The organism is Roseateles sp. P5_E1, assembly GCF_054049335.1.
In genome coordinates, this window is the sequence record NZ_JBFUMN010000008.1 from 1 (window position 1) to 18496 (window position 18496).

The 18496-nt window shown below is 67.2% G+C and carries 15 protein-coding genes and 1 pseudogene; 13 read left to right on the forward strand and 3 right to left on the reverse strand.

Annotated features, from left to right (window positions below; genetic code table 11):
* A pseudogene (locus tag ACXJKJ_RS10020) lies at positions 1–1544 on the reverse strand (hypothetical protein); the annotation flags it as partial.
* Between the two features lie 318 nt (positions 1545–1862).
* On the reverse strand, positions 1863–2519 hold the full coding sequence (locus ACXJKJ_RS10025; RefSeq protein ID WP_457325842.1) for a GntR family transcriptional regulator: 657 nt from the start codon (positions 2517–2519) through the stop codon (positions 1863–1865).
* 83 nt (positions 2520–2602) lie between these two features.
* Here ACXJKJ_RS10025 and scpA point away from each other — a divergent pair, with 83 nt between their 5' ends.
* From scpA to ACXJKJ_RS10075, 10 genes are read left to right on the forward strand one after another with little or no spacing between them, the layout of a single operon-like run.
* Entirely contained in the window at positions 2603–4777 is a 2175-nt protein-coding gene (scpA, locus tag ACXJKJ_RS10030; RefSeq protein ID WP_457390005.1) for a methylmalonyl-CoA mutase, read from the forward strand.
* 44 nt (positions 4778–4821) lie between these two features.
* Positions 4822–5205, forward strand: coding sequence for a GNAT family N-acetyltransferase (locus ACXJKJ_RS10035; RefSeq protein ID WP_457390006.1), 384 nt, complete (start codon positions 4822–4824; stop codon positions 5203–5205).
* On the forward strand, positions 5202–6164 hold the full coding sequence (gene meaB, locus ACXJKJ_RS10040) for a methylmalonyl Co-A mutase-associated GTPase MeaB (RefSeq protein ID WP_457390007.1): 963 nt from the start codon (positions 5202–5204) through the stop codon (positions 6162–6164). Before ACXJKJ_RS10035 ends, meaB begins: the two co-directional genes overlap by 4 nt.
* Complete coding sequence (locus tag ACXJKJ_RS10045; protein WP_056196607.1) at positions 6161–6556, forward strand: VOC family protein; 396 nt, start codon at positions 6161–6163, stop codon at positions 6554–6556. Before meaB ends, ACXJKJ_RS10045 begins: the two co-directional genes overlap by 4 nt.
* A 6-nt stretch (positions 6557–6562) precedes the next feature.
* Complete coding sequence (locus ACXJKJ_RS10050) at positions 6563–8095, forward strand: acyl-CoA carboxylase subunit beta (protein WP_457390008.1); 1533 nt, start codon at positions 6563–6565, stop codon at positions 8093–8095.
* Positions 8092–8382: a helix-hairpin-helix domain-containing protein gene (locus ACXJKJ_RS10055; protein WP_457390009.1), complete on the forward strand. Its 291-nt coding sequence runs from the start codon at positions 8092–8094 to the stop codon at positions 8380–8382. Before ACXJKJ_RS10050 ends, ACXJKJ_RS10055 begins: the two co-directional genes overlap by 4 nt.
* 11 nt (positions 8383–8393) lie before the next feature.
* A complete protein-coding gene (locus ACXJKJ_RS10060; RefSeq protein ID WP_457390010.1) occupies positions 8394–10439 on the forward strand; it encodes an acetyl-CoA carboxylase biotin carboxylase subunit in 2046 nt (681 codons plus the stop codon).
* Positions 10432–11637 carry an FAD-dependent oxidoreductase gene (locus ACXJKJ_RS10065; protein WP_457390011.1) on the forward strand — a complete coding sequence of 402 codons (1206 nt, stop codon included), beginning with the start codon at positions 10432–10434 and terminating at the stop codon, positions 11635–11637. The genes ACXJKJ_RS10060 and ACXJKJ_RS10065 overlap by 8 nt, the downstream gene beginning before the upstream one ends.
* Complete coding sequence (locus ACXJKJ_RS10070) at positions 11637–12734, forward strand: hypothetical protein (RefSeq protein WP_457390012.1); 1098 nt, start codon at positions 11637–11639, stop codon at positions 12732–12734. Before ACXJKJ_RS10065 ends, ACXJKJ_RS10070 begins: the two co-directional genes overlap by 1 nt.
* Positions 12735–12747: 13 nt before the next feature.
* Positions 12748–13221 carry a VOC family protein gene (locus ACXJKJ_RS10075; protein WP_056196628.1) on the forward strand — a complete coding sequence of 158 codons (474 nt, stop codon included), beginning with the start codon at positions 12748–12750 and terminating at the stop codon, positions 13219–13221.
* Positions 13222–13234: 13 nt separating this feature from the next.
* Here ACXJKJ_RS10075 and ACXJKJ_RS10080 read toward each other — a convergent pair whose 3' ends face one another.
* On the reverse strand, positions 13235–14467 hold the full coding sequence (locus ACXJKJ_RS10080) for a YIP1 family protein (protein ID WP_457390013.1): 1233 nt from the start codon (positions 14465–14467) through the stop codon (positions 13235–13237).
* A 304-nt stretch (positions 14468–14771) separates the two neighbouring features.
* Here ACXJKJ_RS10080 and ACXJKJ_RS10085 point away from each other — a divergent pair, with 304 nt between their 5' ends.
* The 3 genes from ACXJKJ_RS10085 to leuC all read left to right on the forward strand — a co-directional run bounded on the left by ACXJKJ_RS10085 (position 14772) and on the right by leuC (position 18496).
* Positions 14772–16109 (forward strand): hypothetical protein, encoded by a 1338-nt coding sequence (locus tag ACXJKJ_RS10085; protein WP_457390014.1) that lies wholly within the window; start codon positions 14772–14774, stop codon positions 16107–16109.
* Between the two features lie 84 nt (positions 16110–16193).
* Entirely contained in the window at positions 16194–17087 is an 894-nt protein-coding gene (locus tag ACXJKJ_RS10090) for a LysR family transcriptional regulator (RefSeq protein WP_056196636.1), read from the forward strand.
* Positions 17084–18496, forward strand: a complete 1413-nt coding sequence (gene leuC / locus ACXJKJ_RS10095; RefSeq protein WP_457390015.1) for a 3-isopropylmalate dehydratase large subunit — start codon at positions 17084–17086, stop codon at positions 18494–18496. Before ACXJKJ_RS10090 ends, leuC begins: the two co-directional genes overlap by 4 nt.

Here is an 18496-nt window from a genome sequence, read left to right on the forward strand (position 1 = left end):
GCCGAGCCCAGGGCGGCGATCTGGGCGGTGCCCAGGGCCGTCATGTCGCCGGCCGTCAGGCCCTTGACCTGGGCCGTCGTCAAGGCGGCGATCTGGCCCGTCGTCAGGGCGCCCACCTCGTCCGAGGTCAGGGTCTGGATCTGGTCGGAGGAGAGGCCGCGCAGTGCGGCGGTCGTGACGGCGCGCAGGTCGGCCGTCTCCATCGTCGGCAGCTGGTCGGACGTCAGCGCGCTGAACTGGGCCGAGTTCAGAGCGGCGAACTGGGTCGAGCCCATCGCGTTGAGGCTGTCCGTCGTCAGGTGGCTCAACTGGGCGGTCGTCAGCACGGCGACCTGGGCGGTGGAGAGCTTGTTGAACTGGTCGGACGAGAGGCTGTTCAGGTCGTCCGTGTTCAGCGTGCGGATCTGATCGGTGGTCAGGGCATTGATCTGGCCGGAGCTGAGGGCACGCAGCTGGTCGCTGGTCAGCCCGTCCAATTGGGTGCTGGTGAGAGCGCGCAGGGCGACCGTCGTCAGCGACTTCATGTCGGCTGCATCGATGGCGGACAACTGGTCGGTGTTCAGCTGCGCGACCTGGGCCGCGCTCAGCATCGCCACCTGGGCAGTGTCCAGGGCCGTCATGTCGCCGGCCGTCAGACCTTGCACCTGGGCCGTGGTCAGCGCGGCGATCTGGCCGGTCGTCAATGCGCCCACCTCGTCGGAGGTGAGGGTCTGGATCTGGTCCGAACTCAGGCCGCGCAGCGCCACCGTCGTGATGGCGCGCAGATCGGCGCTCTCCATCTTGGGCAGTTGGTCGGAGGTCAGCGAACCGACCTGCAGGGAGGACAGGGTGGCGAACTGCGCCGAGCCCATCGCGTTCAGGCCATCCGTCGTCAGATGGCTGAGTTGGTTGGTTGTCAGCGACTGCACCTGGGCCGTGCTGAACTTGTTGAACTGGTCCGACGTCAGGGTGTTGAGGTCGTCGGTGTTCAGGGTGCTGACCTGGGCGGTGGTCAGCGCGAGGATCTGGCTGGAAGACAGGGCGCGCAGCTGGTCGCTGGTGAGGCCGTCCAGCTGGGTGCTGGTCAGGGCGCGCAGCGCGGCCGTGGACAGGAATTTGATGTCCGCCGCTTCCAGGGCCGACAGTTGGTCCGTCGAGAAGCCCTTGGCCTGCGTCGAGCTCAGGGCGCCGACCTGGGCGGTGGTCAAGGCCACCATGTCAGCGGCATTGAAGCCCTGCAACTGGGCGGTGCTCAATTGCAGGATCTGGCCGGTGCTCAGGGCCTGCAGCTGGTCGGTCGTCAGGACGCCGATCTGGTCGGAATTGAAGCCGCCGATGGACGCGGTCGAAATGGCGCGCAGGTCCTCGGTCTGGAAAGCGCGCAGTTGGTCGCTGCTCAAGACAGAAAGGCCGCTGGAGGTGATCACAGCGGCCTGTACGGTGGTCAGCGCAATCAGCTGGTCGGTGCTGAAGGCGGCCCAGTCTTCGGTCGTGAAATCCCGGATCGACGTGGTCGTGAGGCCAGGGATCTTGGAGACCGGAATGAAGGGGACGATGCTTGCCATGGTTGTACCTGCTGTGCTGACGGCCACGCCCTCATGGAGGTGGCGGCTTGCAACCCGGGGCAGCCGGCCAATGCCGTGGCACGGCCGTATCCCTAGATTTCAAGTGCTTCGATCGGTTATCGGGCCGGCCCCGCTTGACTTGAGGAACAAAGTCTCAAATCGGCCGGAATCAACCCGAACCGAGGCCGCCGCCCACGGCCCGAACACCCGGACCGGGGGTGGTTTTCCCAGTAATTGCCATGCTAGTAAGGACTTAGCGAAGCCACACGCCGATAAGCGCGGGCTTTCGGTGGCAGTTCACGCACCGCCCGTCTGCCTTCACAAAGCTGTCTGGGTGGCGCTCAGTCCGTTACAAAAATGGGCCGTGACAAGCTGCCTGCAGGCTTGCGCATCGCGCGCAAGCAGCGCTTGGACGATGGCGCGGTGTTCCTCCAGCGACTCCGCCAGCCGTCCCTCCCGGAACAGCGAATGGTGGCGATTGAGCTTCATCAGCCGCCGCAAGTCACCGACGATCTGCAGCCGCCAGCGGTTGCCGTCGATCTCCAGCACACGCAGGTGGAAGCGTTCGTTGGCGGCGAAGAAGGCGTCCCGGTCGGGCAACGCCTCCTCCAGCGCGCGATGCAGTTCGCCGAGTTCGTTCAACTCGGCATCCGTCGCCCGAACACAGATTTCGGCGGCGGCGTCACTTTCTAGAAGGGAGAGCAGTTGGTAGGCTTCCCTGACGTCCCGCTCGCTCATCTCCGTCACATAGGCGCCGCGCCGAAGCTTCATCGTTACCAGGCCCTCGGAGGCCAGCACCTTCAGCGCCTCGCGCATGGGCGTGCGGCTGATACCCAGCTCGGCGCAGAGCTTGAGCTCGTCGATCCACGACCCCGGCTCCAGCTCCCGCGCCAGGATCTGCTGGCGAAGGCGGTCGGCCACCTGCTCATACAGAGCCGAGGCGGCGAGGGGGGCGTGGTCGAGGGAACCGGGCATGGCGGCCGAGTGTAGCGATTCTGAATTCATAATTATGAATAATCAGTCGGCTAAGATGCCGGCCCAGTTACAGGAGAGTTTCGATGTCGGACGACAGCCGCGCCGGGGACGCCCCGGAGTTCAAGACTGCCACGCTGGAGCAATGGACCAAGGCCGCCGCCAAGTCCGCTCCGGGCGGTGACGTGGCGGCACTGAACTGGGTGACGCCCGAGGGGCTGACGGTCAAGCCGCTCTACACCGCCGCCGACGTGGCCGACCTGCCGCACGCTGACACGCTGCCCGGCTTCGAGCCCTTCCTGCGCGGCCCGCAGGCGACGATGTACGCCGCCCGGCCCTGGACGATCCGCCAGTACGCTGGCTTCTCCACCGCCGAGGAGAGCAATGCCTTTTATAGAAAGGCACTCGCCGCCGGCGGCCAGGGCGTGTCGGTGGCCTTTGACCTGGCGACCCACCGCGGCTACGACAGCGACCATCCCAGAGTGACCGGCGACGTTGGCAAGGCCGGCGTGGCCATCGACTCGGTGGAGGACATGAAGATCCTGTTCGACGGCATCCCGCTGGACAAGGTGTCGGTCTCGATGACCATGAATGGGGCCGTGCTGCCGGTGCTGGCCGGCTATGTCGTGGCGGCGGAAGAGCAGGGCGTGTCGCAGGACAAGCTGGCCGGGACCATCCAGAACGACATCCTCAAGGAGTTCATGGTCCGCAACACCTATATCTACCCGCCGGAGCCGTCGATGCGCATCGTCGGCGACATCATTGAGTACACGGCGCGGGAGATGCCCAAGTTCAACTCCATCTCCATCTCGGGCTATCACATGCAGGAGGCGGGCGCCAACCAGGCGCTGGAGCTGGCCTTCACGCTGGCCGACGGCCAGGAGTATGTGAAGACGGCCATGGCCAAGGGCCTGAGCGTCGACGACTTCGCGCCGCGCCTGAGCTTCTTCTGGGCCATCGGGATGAACTTCTATCTCGAGATCGCCAAGATGCGTGCGGCGCGGCTGCTGTGGACGCGCATCATGAAGAGCTTCGGCGCGACCGCGCCTAAGAGCCTGATGCTGCGCACCCACTGCCAGACCTCGGGATGGAGCCTGACCGCCCAGGACCCGTACAACAACGTGGTGCGCACCACCATCGAAGCCATGGCTGCCGTGTTCGGCGGCACGCAGAGCCTGCACACCAACTCGCTGGACGAGGCCATTGCCCTGCCCACCGAGTTCAGCAGCCGCATCGCGCGCAACACCCAGCTCATCATCCAGGAAGAGACCCACATCACCAGCGTCGTCGACCCCTGGGCCGGCAGCTACATGATGGAAAAGCTCACCCAGGACATGGCCGACAAGGCCTGGGAGATCATCGAAGAGGTCAATGCCCAGGGCGGCATGATCAAGTCGGTGGACTCAGGCTGGGCCAAGCTGAAGATCGAGGCGAGTGCAGCCGAGAAGCAGGCGCGCATCGACTCCGGCCAGGACGTCATCGTCGGCGTCAACAAGTACAAGCTGGCCAAGGAAGACCCCATCGACATCCTCGACGTGGACAACGTCAAGGTGCGCGACGGCCAGATCGAGCGCCTGAACCGCATCAAGGCGACGCGCGACACCGCCGCCGTGCAGGCCGCACTGGCCGCGCTGACGCAGGCCGCGGAGACTGGCGAAGGCAACCTGCTCGACCTGGCCATCAAGGCCGTGCGCCTGCGCGCGACGGTGGGCGAGGTGTCCGACGCGCTGGAGGCCGTATTCGGCCGCCACCGTGCCGACACGCACAAGGTGAGCGGCGTCTACGCGGCCGCCTACGACTCGGCCGAGGGCTGGGCCAAGCTGCAGGAGGAGATCGCGGCCTTTGGTGACGAGCAAGGCCGCCGCCCGCGCGTGATGATCGCCAAGCTCGGCCAGGACGGCCACGACCGTGGCGCCAAGGTCGTGGCCACCGCCTTTGCCGACCTGGGCTTTGACGTCGACATCGGCCCGCTGTTCCAGACCCCCGAGGAATGTGCCCGCCAGGCCATCGAGAACGATGTCCATGCGGTGGGCATCTCGACGCTCGCGGCCGGCCACAAGACCCTGGTGCCGGCCATCATTGCCGAGCTGAAGAAGCAGGGCGCCGACGACATCATCGTCTTCGTCGGCGGCGTCATCCCGGCCCAGGACTACGACATGCTGTACGCGGCGGGCGTGAAGGGCATCTACGGCCCGGGCACGCCCATTCCGGCCAGTGCCAAGGACGTGCTGGAGCAGATCCGCGCCCAGGTGGCCGCCTGATGACGCCGACGCTGGCGCCTGTTACTGACGCTGACTTCGAAGCCATGCTCAGCCTTCGCATCGAGGCGCTGCGCGAGAGTCTGGAGCGGCTGGGCCGCTTCGACCCCGATGTGGCGCGGGCGCGGCTGAAGAGCCAATTCCGGCCCGAGTGGATGCAGCACCTCGTCGTGGACGGCGAGCGCGTCGGCTACTTCACCGTCGAGCCGCGCGAGGGCGAACTGCGGCTGCATCACCTCTATCTGCGGCCCGCCGCGCAAGGGCAGGGCGTGGGCGCCTGGGTGCTCGACCAGATCAAGTCGCAAGGCCTGCCGATCACGCTGGCCGCATTGCGCGAGAGCCGCGCGAACGAGTTCTATCGCCGCCACGGCTTCAAGGTGGTCGAGGAACAGGACTTCGACATCGAATACCGCTGGGAGACCGCGGCGTGAACCTGGCCGACCCGCTCAAGGCCGGCGACCGCCGCGCGCTGGCCAAGGCCATCACGCTGATCGAGTCCACCCGGGCCGATCACCGCGAACAGGCCGATGCGCTGCTGACGGCGCTGATGCCCGCCACAGGCGGCGCGCTGCGCCTGGGCATCTCCGGCGTTCCGGGCGTGGGCAAGAGCACCTTCATCGAAGCCTTCGGCATGTTCCTGCTGGAACGTGGCCACCGCGTGGCGGTGCTGACGGTGGACCCGTCGAGCACCTTGTCCGGCGGCGCCATCCTGGGCGACAAGACGCGCATGGAAAGGCTTTCCATGGACCAGCGCGCCTTCATCCGCCCCAGTCCCAGCAGCGGCACGCTGGGCGGCGTGGCCGAGAAGACGCGCGAGGCCATGCTGCTGTGCGAGGCGGCGGGCTATGACGTCGTCATCGTCGAGACGGTCGGCGTCGGCCAGAGCGAGACGGCCGTGGCCGGCATGACCGACCTATACCTGCTGCTGCAACTGCCCAACGCGGGCGACGATTTGCAGGCCATCAAGAAGGGCGTCATGGAACTGGCCGACTTGGTCGTCATCAACAAGGCCGACCTGGACGACGTGGCCGCCACGCGTGCCCAGGCCCAGATCACGTCGGCGCTGCGCCTGCTGCCCACCCATGCGCACGCCACGCAGCGCGTCATGAAGATCAGCGCGCTGAAGGCCGATGGCATAGCGCCCGTGTGGGACGCGCTGACTGCACTGCGCACAGCGAGTGAAGGCAGCGGCGGCTGGGCGGCCAAGCGCCGCGAGCAGTCGCTGGCGTGGATGTGGGCGCGCATCCAGTCGGGGTTGAAGCTGGCCTTCGTCACGCATCCCGGCGTACAAGCTCAACTCGACGCCGCCACCGCGGCCGTGCGCGAAGGTCGCACGCCGGCCTCCACCGCGGCACGCCAGTTGTTGGCCACCTTCAGGAGCAACCCATGATCACCGGCCTGCATCACATCAATCTGCGCGCACCCGCCGAGCTGCTTGCAGTGCTGCGCGATTTCTACCGCGACGTGCTCGGCCTCGAGCAAGGGCCGCGGCCGGACTTCGACAGCCCAGGCTACTGGCTCTATGCCAGCGGCCACCCGGTCGTCCACCTGTCCACGCAGCGGGCCAATGAAGCGGTGCGCGGCCCGGTGAACCCCGCCGCCCCGACGACCTACGACCACACGGCCTTCTTCGGCACTGACCCGGTGGGCACCGCGGCGCATCTGCGCGCGCTGGGCGTGAGCTTCCACGAGTCCCGCTCGCCCGTCACCGGCCAGCACCAGTTCTTCTTCCAAGACCCCGCCGGTAATGGCGTGGAGATCAATTTCCCGTTCGAGGGTTGAACCCATATGCAAGACATCCTGCAAGCACTCGAAGCCAAGCGCGCCCGTGCGCGGCTCGGCGGTGGCGAGAAGCGCATTGCCGCCCAGCACGCCAAGGGCAAGTTGACGGCGCGCGAACGGCTGGAGCTGCTGTTCGACGAAGGCAGCTTCGAGGAATGGGACATGTTCGTCGAGCACCGCTGCGTGGACTTCGGCATGCAGGACAACAAGATCCCCGGCGACGGCGTCGTGACCGGCTACGGCATGATCAACGGGCGCCTGGCCTTCGCCTTCAGCCAGGACTTCACGGTCTTCGGCGGCGCGCTCTCCGAAGCCCATGCCGAGAAGATCTGCAAGGTGATGGACCAGGCCATGAAGGTCGGTGCCCCGGTCATCGGCCTGAACGATTCGGGCGGCGCGCGCATCCAGGAAGGTGTCGCGTCCCTGGGCGGTTATGCCGACGTGTTCCAGCGCAATGTGATGGCCTCCGGCGTCGTGCCGCAGATCAGCATGATCATGGGCCCCTGCGCCGGCGGCGCGGTCTACTCGCCGGCGATGACCGACTTCATCTTCATGGTGCGGGACAGCAGCTACATGTTCGTCACCGGCCCCGAGGTCGTGAAGACCGTGACGCACGAGGAAGTGACCGCCGAGGAACTGGGCGGCGCCACCACGCACAACAGCCGCAGCGGCGTGGCTGACCTGTCGTTCGAGAACGATGTCGAGGCGCTGTTGATGCTGCGCCGCTTCTTCAACTACCTGCCGCTGTCCAACCGCGAGAAGGCGCCATGCCGCCCCAGCGGCGACCCGGCCACGCGCCTGGACTATTCGCTGGACACGCTGGTGCCCGAGAACGCCAACAAGCCCTACGACATCAAGGAACTGATCCTCAAGGTCGTCGACGACGGTGACTTCTTCGAGCTGCAGCCCGACTACGCTAAGAACATCGTCACCGGCTTTGCGCGCATGGAAGGCCAGACGGTCGGCATCGTCGCCAACCAGCCGCTGGTGCTGGCCGGCTGCCTGGACATCAAGAGCAGCATCAAGGCCGCGCGCTTCGTGCGCTTCTGCGACGCGTTCAACATCCCGGTCGTCACTTTCGTCGACGTGCCCGGCTTCATGCCTGGCACCTCACAGGAGTACGGCGGCATCATCAAGCATGGTGCCAAGCTGCTGTATGCGTACGCCGAGTGCACGGTGCCCAAGATCACCGTCATCACCCGCAAGGCCTACGGTGGCGCCTACGACGTGATGGCCTCCAAGCACCTGCGCGGCGACGTCAACTTCGCCTGGCCCAACGCCGAGATCGCCGTGATGGGCGCCAAGGGCGCGGTGGAGATCATCTTCCGCGAGGACAAGGGCGACCCTGCCAAGCTGGCGGCCCGCGAGGCCGAATACAAGGCCCGCTTCGCCAACCCCTTCATCGCCGGCAGCCGGGGCTTCATCGACGACGTCATCCAGCCGCACGAGACGCGCAAGCGCATCTGCCGCAGCCTGTCGATGCTGAAGGACAAGAAGCTGGAGAACCCGTGGCGCAAGCACGGGAACATCCCGCTGTGAGCAAGGCAAGCTGCGCCGCTGAAGCCAAGCGCCTCACCGACATCCCCAACATCGGCAAGGCGATGGAAGCCGACCTGATCGGCCTGGGCATCGCGACGCCCGCAGACGTGAAGCGCATGGACCCGATGAAGACCTACGACCGCCTGCGCGACCCGATGGGCCAGCGCCATGACCCCTGCGTGCTGGATACCTTCATGGCTGCCCACGATTTCATGAACGGCGGGCCTGCCCAGCCGTGGTGGCACTTCACCGAACAGCGCAAGAAGCTGCTCGCGAAAACGAAATAACGAGGCACCTCATGTTTACCAAGATCCTGATTGCCAACCGGGGTGAGATCGCCTGCCGGGTCATCGCCACGGCAAGGAAGATGGGCATCGCTACCGTCGCCGTCTATTCCGAAGCCGACAAGGACGCCCGCCACGTCGACCTGGCCGACGAGGCCGTGCTGCTCGGCCCCGCGCCGTCGCGCGAGAGCTATCTTGTCGCCGACAAGATCATTAGCGCCGCCAAGCAGACGGGTGCGCAGGCCATCCACCCCGGCTACGGCTTCCTGTCCGAGAACGAAGAGTTCGCGCGTCGCGTCGAGGAGGAGGGCCTGGTCTTCATCGGCCCCAAGCACGGCTCCATCGCCGCGATGGGCGACAAGATCGCGTCCAAGAAGCTGGCGACCGCGGCCGGCGTCAACACCATTCCCGGGCACAACGAACCCATCCTGTCGGCCGAGGAGGCCGTGGGCATCGCGGCGCGCATCGGCTACCCCGTCATGATCAAGGCCAGCGCCGGCGGTGGTGGCAAGGGCCTGCGCGTGGCCTTCAACGACAAGGAAGCCTTCGAGGGCTTCACGTCCTGCCGCAACGAGGCGCGCAACAGCTTTGGCGACGACCGCGTCTTCATCGAGAAGTTCGTCGAGGAACCGCGCCACATCGAGATCCAGGTGCTGGGCGATTCACAGGGCAGCGTCGTCTACCTGTGGGAGCGCGAATGCTCCATCCAGCGCCGCCACCAGAAGGTCATCGAGGAGGCGCCGTCGCCCTTTATCAGCGAGGCCACGCGCCGCGCGATGGGAGAGCAGGCGGTGCAACTGGCAAAGGCGGTGAACTACCAGAGCGCCGGCACGGTGGAGTTCGTCGTCGGCAAGGACCAGGGCTTCTACTTCCTGGAAATGAACACGCGGCTGCAGGTGGAGCACCCCGTCACCGAGTGCATAACGGGGTTGGACCTCGTCGAGCAGATGATCCGCGTCGCCGCCGGCGAGCCGCTGTCATTCACGCAGGAGCAGATCAAGCGCGAAGGTTGGGCCATCGAATGCCGCATCAATGCGGAAGACCCCTTCCGCAACTTCCTGCCCAGCACCGGCCGCCTGGTGCGCTACCAACCGCCCGAGACGACGATGACGCAGGCCGAGCCGCAGCGCTTTGGCGTGCGCGTGGACACCGGCGTCTACGAGGGCGGCGAGATCCCGATGTTCTACGACTCGATGATCGCCAAGCTCATCGTGCACGGCCGCGACCGGGCCGAAGCCATCGCCAAGATGCGCGAGGCGCTGAACGGCTTCGTCATCCGCGGCGTGTCCAGCAACATCCCCTTCCAGGCGGCGCTGCTGGCCCACCCGGACTTCGCGACCGGCAACTTCAACACCGGCTTCATCGCCCAGCATTACGCCGGCGGCTTCAAGGCCGAGGATGTGCCGCATGACGACCCGCTCTTCCTTGTCGCGCTGGCCGGCTTCATCCGCCGCAAGGCACGTGAGCGCGAGGCCGGCATCAGCGGCCAGTTGCGCGGCCACGAGGTGCAGATCGAGCACGACTACGTTGCCGTCGTCAATCTCGGCGCTGGCCACAGCGAGCGCCATGCGCTGCACATCAGCGAATACGCGGGCGCGCTGGGCGAGGCACGCGTGCAGGTGGGCGGCAAGGACTACCGCATCGTTTCCAGCTCCCGCCTGAACGATGTGCGCATCACCGGCACCGTCAATGGCCTGGCCTTTACCGCCCAGGCTGAGCGCGGCACGGCGAAGAACCCGCTGGCCTATCGCATCCACCATGGCGGCCTGTTGATCGAGCTGACCGTGCTGAGCCCGCGCGCGGCCGAATTGCAGACGTTGATGCCCTACAAGGCACCGCCGGACACCTCCAAACTGCTGCTGTCGCCCATGCCCGGGCTGCTCGTGCACCTGGCTGCGCAGGTCGGCCAGACGGTTCAGGCCGGTGAGCGGCTGGCGGTCATCGAGGCGATGAAGATGGAGAACATCCTGACCGCCGCGCAGGACGTGACCGTCGCCGAGGTGTTGGCCAAGCCGGGCGAGAGCCTGTCGGTAGACCAGCCCATCCTGCGCTTTGCCTGAATCCGTCGCCATCGTCGGCGCCGGTGTCGCCGGCGCGGCCGCAGCGATTCGTCTGGCCGAGCGCGGCGTCGCTGTTGATCTGTACGAGGCCGTGCCCGAGCCCAAACCCATCGGTGCGGGCCTGCTGCTTCAGCCCACCGGCCAGCGCGTGCTCACGGCCATGGGGCTGCTGGACGAGGCGCTGGCGCTGGGTACGCGGGTAGACCGCTTGTTCGGCGACACGCCCTCGGGCCGCGCGGTGCTGGACATGAGCTACCGGCGCTTCCATCCTGAGGCCTATGGCCTGGGCATCCAGCGCGGCGCGCTGATGGGCATGTTGTGGAAGCGGGTGCGCGAGCTCGGCGTCCGCTGGCATTGCGGCGCGCTGGTTGAAGGCTTCGAGCAGGACGAGGCCGGCGTCACCTTGCGTTTGTCCGGCGGAGCCAAGGCTCGCCATGCCGCGCTGATCCTCGCCGACGGCAGCTTCTCCAGGCTGCGCGAAGGCATGAAGGTCAACCAGCATGCGCGCGCCTTTCCCTGGGGCGCCGTCTGGACCGTGCTGCCGGCGCCGCCTGGTTTCCCTCAGATCGAGCTGCGCCAGCGCTTCCGATCGGCCTCGCAGATGATCGGCCTGATGCCGGTCGGCAGGGCCGATCACGCCGATGGCGCACGAGGCATCAACCTGTTCTGGAGTCTGCCCGTCGCCGAACTTGAAGGTTGGCGCGAGCGCGTTGGGCTGGATCGCATCAAGCAGCAGATGGCCGAGCTCTTTCCCGACGTCTTGCCGCTGCTGGCCGGCCTGCGCGATGCCGGGCAGTTGCGTGAAGCCCGCTACGCCGATGTCCACATGGCGCGCTGGCATGACGGCCGCGTGCTGGCCATTGGTGACTGCGCCCATGGCATGAGCCCGCAGCTGGGGCAGGGCGCCAACATGGCGCTGATCGATGCGCACGAGCTGGCGAGCGAGGTCGGTGGCGACTGGCCCGGCGTGTTCGAGCGCTACGGCCGCCGCCGCCGCGCCCACCTGCGCTTCTACGGTCAGGCCAGCAAGGGCCTGACGCCGATGTTCCAGTCCCACGCCGTCCTGGCGCCCTGGTTGCGCGACCGCTTCTTCGGTTGGGGCGGGCGACTGCCCTATGTCCACCAGCAGTCCATCGCGGTGCTGGCCGGCTACAAGACCGGCTGGCTCTGGGGGCGGCTCAAGCTGGCCGGCTGCTGATGCGCTTCGGCCTGTTCGCCCATCTGCGTGTGCTGCGGGCCGCGCTGGCGCCGCTGCGCCAGCGCGGCTTCGGCAAGGCCCAGGCGCTGCTGTGGCAGTTGCCGGCGGCCGTGCTGCTGCGCGCCTGGCGCGCACTTGCCCAGCCCTGCAATGCGGCGCTGCTGAGCGGCACTGCCGGCGCGCGGCGCTGCGCCGAGTTCCAGCAGCGGCTGCCGCAAGACGGCCGGCCGCGGCTTTACGTCATCGTGATGCCGCAGACGCTGCATTTCCTGCAGCCCAGCCTGAGCCTGCTCGTGGACAGCGCACAGCTGGTGCTGCTGACGAACGGCGCCCGGCGCTGGGAACGGCAATGGCTGGCGCGGCGCTTCCCGACGCTGCCCCTGCATGTGCTGCCGACGCTGCCGGCGTCCAGTGCACCGCATGGCGCGGTCGTCAGCCTGCTGCTGCGCACCGAGGGCGCCAGCTTCGGCATCCTCGACCATGACGCCTACGTCTTTGACGGCGGCCTGTTGCCGCGCTTGCTGCCCACGGGGCGGGACAGCATGGTCAGCTGCTTCGAGGCCCGCAGCGAGGGGACCGGCCTGGCCTACCCGCTGACGCATCTGCTCTTCCTCAACGCCCCGGTGCTGCGCGAGCTGATGGAGCGCTGGCAGGTCGACGCGCGCTTGTACCGTCGCGCACCGGCCTCGGTGGCCGAGCCTTTTGCACAACTGCATCTCGGGCCGCGCAGCTACCTGAAGCCCTACCAGGGCTTCTTCGACACCCTGCACGTGCTGCTGATCGTGGCCCAGGCAGAGGGCTGGACGCCGCGCTTCGTGCCCATGGCCAGCGAGGCGCCGGTCTGGCATGTCGGTGGCACCAGCATCGGCAGCCACCACACCAAACCGCTGTTCGCCCTCTACCTGCACCTGCGCTTCCTGGAACTGGTGGGCGACGAGACGCTGAGCCGCCGCTACGCTTTCATGGCGGCACCGCTGACCCACTCCGATGAGGCGCTGCAGCGCTGTATGCCCGGCGATGCCGGCTGGCAAGGATTGCCCATCGCCTTGGCCCTTCTGGACAGGCTGCAGCAGCGCCTCCAGCCCCCCACAACCTGACGCGAGTCACGCCATGACCCAAGCCACGCCCCGTCCCTTCCAAGTCCTCGGCCTGCAGCAGATCGCCATCGGCGGGCTGGACAAGGACAAGCTGCGCCGCCTGTGGGTGGACCTGCTGGGCGTGCCGGTGACCGGCAATTTCAAGAGCGAGCGCGAGAACGTCGATGAGGACATCTGCACGCTGGGGCAGGGCGTGCATGCCGTCGAGGTGGACCTGATGCAGCCGCTGGACCCGGAGAAGAAACCGGCCGTGCATGCCACGCCGTTGAACCACATCGGCCTGTGGGTGGACGACCTGCCAGCGGCCGTGGCTGCCATGACGGCGCAGGGCGTTCGCTTTGCGCCCGGCGGCATCCGCAAGGGCGCGGCCGGTTACGACATCTGCTTCATCCACCCGAAGAGCAACGATGAGTTCCCCATCGGCGGAGAGGGCGTGCTGATCGAGCTGGTGCAGGCACCGCCCGAGGTGATTGCAGCACTGGGTTGAAAGGCGGCTGCGCTCAGCCGGGCTGGCGCGCTGTGGTGGCGAGCTTGTTGAGGTCGACGCCGCTGATGACGCCGCGCAGCTGGTCGATGCCGACCTGCTCGCCCTTGGCCTCGACGATGACGCCGTTGGGCAGCAGCACCGACATCTCGGCGTGCGAGCCATCCTTGCGATAGTCCTCGCGCACCGTGCGGTCGCCCTGCTTGAACACGCGCTCGATGCGGCCATCGGCCTCCTTGTCGAGCGTCATGTTGGCCCAGCCGGCGAGGTTGGCCATGCCGGCGAGGCTGCCCATGTCGGTGATGTCCAGGCTGATGGACTTGTCGCCATTGCCATAGCGGGCCCGGGCGGATGACGAGTTGATGCCGATCGCGCCGCCGCTCTGGGCCTCGACACTGGTGCGCTTGAAGTCGCCGAGAGTCTCAGGCAGCAGCGCCTTGAGGTCCGCGGCCGGCATCGGCTTGGCCCCCCCGGTCGCACCCGTCACAGCGCCCATCATCTCGCTCAGCGCCTTGCCCGCTGCAGCGCTGTCTCCCTTGGCCTGAGCCTCCTCCATGCGTTTGCCCAGCGCCTCCATGCGCTTGGCGGCCGCGTCCATCTTGCTGGTGTCGAGGGTGACGTCGCCGCCCGGGCCCTTGAGCGTCACCGAGCCGCTACCCTGATGCCCGCCGCCCCAGCTGCCCATGCCGAGTACTGCGCTGCTCACCGCGCCCACCACCAACCCGGCCACGATGCCCGCCACCACGACCACGGCGGTGTAGCCGGCGGACTTCTCCGGCGGGTTGCGCATCAGCACTGGCAGCCCGAGGTAGATGAGGTAGATCGAATAGAGCCCGCACAGCAGGCCCAGCACGCTCAGCGAGGGCAGGAGCTGGAACACCCCGCCCACGAAGCCCGCCGTGCAGCCATACGCCACCAGCTTGAGCGCGGTCAGGGGGTCGGGCGTGCCGCCGAAGGTGGGCGCCAGCGCGTTCACCAGCAGCGAAAGCAGGTAGACCATGCCCAGCGACAGCACATAGCCCACCACCATATGCACCAGGCCGCTCACGAAAGGCACGCGGAAGCTGATGCCGAAGCCACCCATTCCGATCACCGACATGCCGATGAAGCCCGCCACCGCCGGTATCGCCGCCAGGATGAGCAGCCATTCCTTGTACAGGGACTGCACCGTGGCGGTCTCCTGGGCGATCTGCGGCCAGGTGTCCTTGGGCTTGAGCAGGATGTCTTGGATGCGCTGAACCAGAATCATGGCGATCTCCGCAGGGGTGCCGCATCGTAGAAGCCGGCACCTGCGTGGCACATGGGGCTTTCATGAAGCCGCTCGCGGCGCTGACGTCTTTGGCGTTGGCGAAGCCGCGCTTCCCGAATCGCCGCTTCTGCGAAACCGTACCCGCCCGTAATCTGCAAGCAGCAAAACTTGCGCGTGCCGCGCTGGGCTCACCGGCCCGTGGCACACCGGAAGGCGAGGGGGCCACAAGCCGTTTCGCGAGTTCGGTCGCAAGGCTTTGCTCAGCACGGGCCAGAATGCGCGGCTTCTCATGCCGCTGCCGCCGATGCGCCTCCTCCACGTCCTGTTCGCCCTGCTGTTGCCGACCCTCGCGCAGGCCTGGGGCAACCACACCCCCATGTGCTACCGCGCCTTCGAGCGCATGCCCGAGGTTGCGAACGTTGCGGTCGTGAAGGCCGAACCTCTCGTCGACTTCCTTCGCGACCAGGAAGTGGCCATCGCCGCTCGGCTCGACGCTCAGGAGGCTTTGCTGCGCGAGCGCCTGAAGGGGCATGCCCCCCGGCCCGACGCGCTGCGCTTTGTGGCCGATGCCAAACGCAGCGACGCCGAGCGACGCGCCGCCTTCCTGCGCGCGCTGCGCCTGTCGCCCCAGGCCAGGCTGGCCCTCTATCTGCAGATCGACCCGCGCAACCCCGACGCCAGCCGCTCTGCACTGGATGTCGGCGTGGTCAGTGCCGCCACCCCGGGCAAGGGCGCGACCCAGCGCTTCGTCACACTGCAGCCCGGCGAGACCGTCGCGCCGCTGGCCGTGCTGGCCTCGGCCTGCGACGAGCCCGACTACGGCCACGACCTCAATCTCTTTGACGACAACCCGGGCAGCCCGGCCGACCCGGCTTACGGCTTCGGCAAGCAGCCTTTCGGGAACGCGGCCGTTGCCATCGGCTCGCAGGCTCCTTTTCACATGGGCTTCTTCCACCAGGGCGCCGTCTTCAACACCCTGGCGCCCAGCTTTGCGCGCACCTTCACCGAGTTGCGCGTGCAGCAGTACAGCGCATTGGCCGCGTTGGCCTGGCAGAGCGGCCATGCCTATTGGGGTTGGCGCTTTGCGGGCATGGCCCTGCACCATGTCGAGGACCTGACGCAGCCTTATCACTCCAGCGCAGCGCCGGGCGCGACGCTGAGCCACATGATGTGGGTCAACCTCAAGGCCCAGCTGGGCGCGCCGGCAGATCGCCAGGGATTGGTCGTGCTGCAAAGCAACCGCCATTTCGTGCTGGAGCAGTTCCAGACGCGCTGGATCATCGACAACGCGCAGCAGCGTCGCGATGGCCCGCTGGAGCTCGCGCTGCGCGACGCCACCCGCGACGGCCGCTACCCGGCCTGGGGTTTCGACTATGTACGCGACATCGTCGCGGCCGAGGCGTTCAAGGCCGGGCCGGCGACGGATGCAGCCGTCGTGGTCGGCGCGCCGGCGAAATTCGTCACTGACCCCAATTTGGACTTTGCTGCCAACGAAGCCCAGTTCGGCCCCGAGCTGGCGCGCGACCTGCAGGGTCAACGCGATGCCTTGCACCGGGCCATCGCTGAGCTGCTGGGCCATTTCGGTGCGCACAGCCGCAACGCGCTGCGTGGGATGTTGAAGCAGGCCAGCGCGCCGCATTGATCTTCGCAAACCACGAAACGCCAGTCGTTTTCTGGCGCAGAATCTCTATCTTCACGAAGGCTATGCTGGAGTTGGACGATCAACATGCGCCACGACCTCACCACTCTCAATCTCGTGCTCGCCATCGAGCAGACCCGCTCGATCACGCGCGGCGCCGCCCAGGAACACCTGGCGCTGGCAGCCGCCAGCAAGCGCCTGTCTGACCTGGAAAGCCGCCTTGGCGTGCAGCTCTTTGAGCGGCGCGCGAGGGGGGTCGAACCTACCGAGGCAGGCCGCGCCTTGGTGCGCCATATCCGTTCGCTGCACGCATCCCTCTATGCACTCGAGACCGAGGTCATGGAGTTTTCGCGGGGCATCAAGGGCCATCTGCGCATCGCCGCCAACAGCAGTGCCATCACCGAGGCGCTGCCACCGCATCTGGTGGGTTTCTCGCAGGCGCACAGCCAGATCCGCATCAGCCTGGAAGACCTGACCAGCGCCGAGGCCCAGGCCGCGGTGGCGGAAGGGCGTGCCGACATCGGTGTGTTCTCGCCGCCTCTGCTGGACAACCGGCTGCAGACGTGGACGTTTGCGCACGGTCGCCTCGCGGCGCTCGTGCCCTTGAAGCACCCGCTGGCCCAGCGCGAGGAAGTCACCTTCGACGACCTGCTGGCTTATGACCTCATCGGCCTGCATGCCGGTGCCAGCGCCCAAGAGCTGATGCGCGAGCAGGCGGCGGCACGCGGCAAGACGCTGAATGCGCGCTGGCAGGTGCGTGGCTTTGATGCCATCGCCCAGCTCGTCGAAGCTGGCCTGGGCGTGGCCGTGCTGCCCGAGCAACCGGCCGAGCGCTTCACGCGCGTCTTCGGCGTGCGCTGCCTGCGGCTTGAAGAGCCGTGGGCCGAGCGCGAATATGTATTGGGTGTGCTGCGCCAGCAGCGTCTGCCCACCGTGGTGCAACGCTTCGTGGACACCCTGATTCCTCGAGAGAAGCAATGACTTTAAGAACCCTCTACGACAAGCTCTGGGATGAGCATGTCGTGCACTCCGAGCCGGATGGCACGGCACTGCTCTACATCGACCGCCACCTCGTCCATGAGGTGACCAGCCCGCAGGCCTTTGAAGGCCTGGACCTGGCCGGCCGCAAGGTCTGGCGCCTGAGCGCCAACCTCGCCGTCAGCGATCACAACGTGCCGACGACGGATCGCTCGCAAGGCATTGCCGACCCGATCTCGCGCCTGCAGGTCGACACGCTGGACGCCAACTGCGACCGCGTCGGCATCACGCAGTTCAAGATGAACGACAAGCGCCAGGGCATCGTGCACGTCATCGGCCCCGAGCAGGGCGCGACGCTGCCGGGCATGACCGTCGTCTGCGGCGACAGCCACACCTCCACGCACGGGGCCTTCGGCGCGCTGGCGCATGGCATTGGCACCAGCGAGGTCGAGCATGTGCTGGCCACGCAGACGCTGTCGGCCAAGAAGGCCAAGAACCTGCTCGTCAAGGTCGAAGGCCAATGCCCCAAGGGCGTCGGCGCGAAGGACATCGTGTTGGCCATCATCGGCAGGATCGGCACGGCTGGCGGCAATGGCTACACCATCGAGTTTGCGGGCGCGGCTATCCGCTCACTCTCGATGGAAGGTCGCATGACCGTCTGCAACATGGCCATCGAGGCCGGTGCGCGCGCCGGGCTCATCGGCGTGGACGAAACGACCATTGCCTACGTGAAAGGCCGCCCCTTCTCCCCGCAGGGCGTGGAGTGGGACCAGGCCGTCGCCTACTGGCGCACGCTGCATTCCGATGCCGGTGCGCATTTCGACAAGATTGTCGAGCTCGACGCCGCGCAGATCCGCCCGCAAGTCAGCTGGGGCACCTCGCCCGAGATGGTGCTGGCCATCGACGACCGCGTGCCCGACCCCGACAAGGAAAAGGACGCCGTCAAGCGCGGCGCCATCGAGCGCGCGCTGACCTACATGGCGCTGGAACCCAACAAGGCCATCAGCGACATCCATGTCGACAAGGTCTTCATCGGCTCCTGCACCAACAGCCGCATCGAGGACATGCGCGAGGCTGCGGCCGTCGTGCGCCGTGTCGGTGGCCGGCTGGCCAAGAACATCAAGCTGGCCCTGGTTGTGCCGGGTTCCGGCCTCGTCAAGGCGCAAGCCGAAGCCGAAGGCCTGGACCAGGTCTTCAAGGCCGCCGGCTTCGAGTGGCGAGAGCCGGGCTGCTCCATGTGCCTGGCCATGAACGCCGACCGCCTGGAGCCGGGCGAGCGCTGCGCGTCCACCAGCAACCGCAACTTCGAAGGCCGTCAGGGCGCCGGCGGCCGTACCCATCTGGTCAGCCCGGCGATGGCTGCCGCAGCGGCGATGACCGGCCATTTCGTTGACGTTCGCACGCTGAGCTGA

What these genes read in the sequence shown, in the direction of transcription:
- ACXJKJ_RS10070 (WP_457390012.1), top strand. Translation starts at nt 11,637, where the DNA reads ATGCGCTTCGGCCTGTTCGCCCATCTGCGTGTGCTGCGGGCCGCGCTG.
- scpA (WP_457390005.1), top strand. Translation starts at nt 2,603, where the DNA reads ATGTCGGACGACAGCCGCGCCGGGGACGCCCCGGAGTTCAAGACTGCC.
- ACXJKJ_RS10075 (WP_056196628.1), top strand. Translation starts at nt 12,748, where the DNA reads ATGACCCAAGCCACGCCCCGTCCCTTCCAAGTCCTCGGCCTGCAGCAG.
- leuC (WP_457390015.1), top strand. Translation starts at nt 17,084, where the DNA reads ATGACTTTAAGAACCCTCTACGACAAGCTCTGGGATGAGCATGTCGTG.
- ACXJKJ_RS10060 (WP_457390010.1), top strand. Translation starts at nt 8,394, where the DNA reads ATGTTTACCAAGATCCTGATTGCCAACCGGGGTGAGATCGCCTGCCGG.
- ACXJKJ_RS10090 (WP_056196636.1), top strand. Translation starts at nt 16,194, where the DNA reads ATGCGCCACGACCTCACCACTCTCAATCTCGTGCTCGCCATCGAGCAG.
- ACXJKJ_RS10045 (WP_056196607.1), top strand. Translation starts at nt 6,161, where the DNA reads ATGATCACCGGCCTGCATCACATCAATCTGCGCGCACCCGCCGAGCTG.
- ACXJKJ_RS10085 (WP_457390014.1), top strand. Translation starts at nt 14,772, where the DNA reads ATGCGCCTCCTCCACGTCCTGTTCGCCCTGCTGTTGCCGACCCTCGCG.
- ACXJKJ_RS10025 (WP_457325842.1), bottom strand. Translation starts at nt 2,519, where the DNA reads ATGCCCGGTTCCCTCGACCACGCCCCCCTCGCCGCCTCGGCTCTGTAT.
- ACXJKJ_RS10080 (WP_457390013.1), bottom strand. Translation starts at nt 14,467, where the DNA reads ATGATTCTGGTTCAGCGCATCCAAGACATCCTGCTCAAGCCCAAGGAC.
- ACXJKJ_RS10035 (WP_457390006.1), top strand. Translation starts at nt 4,822, where the DNA reads ATGCTCAGCCTTCGCATCGAGGCGCTGCGCGAGAGTCTGGAGCGGCTG.
- ACXJKJ_RS10050 (WP_457390008.1), top strand. Translation starts at nt 6,563, where the DNA reads ATGCAAGACATCCTGCAAGCACTCGAAGCCAAGCGCGCCCGTGCGCGG.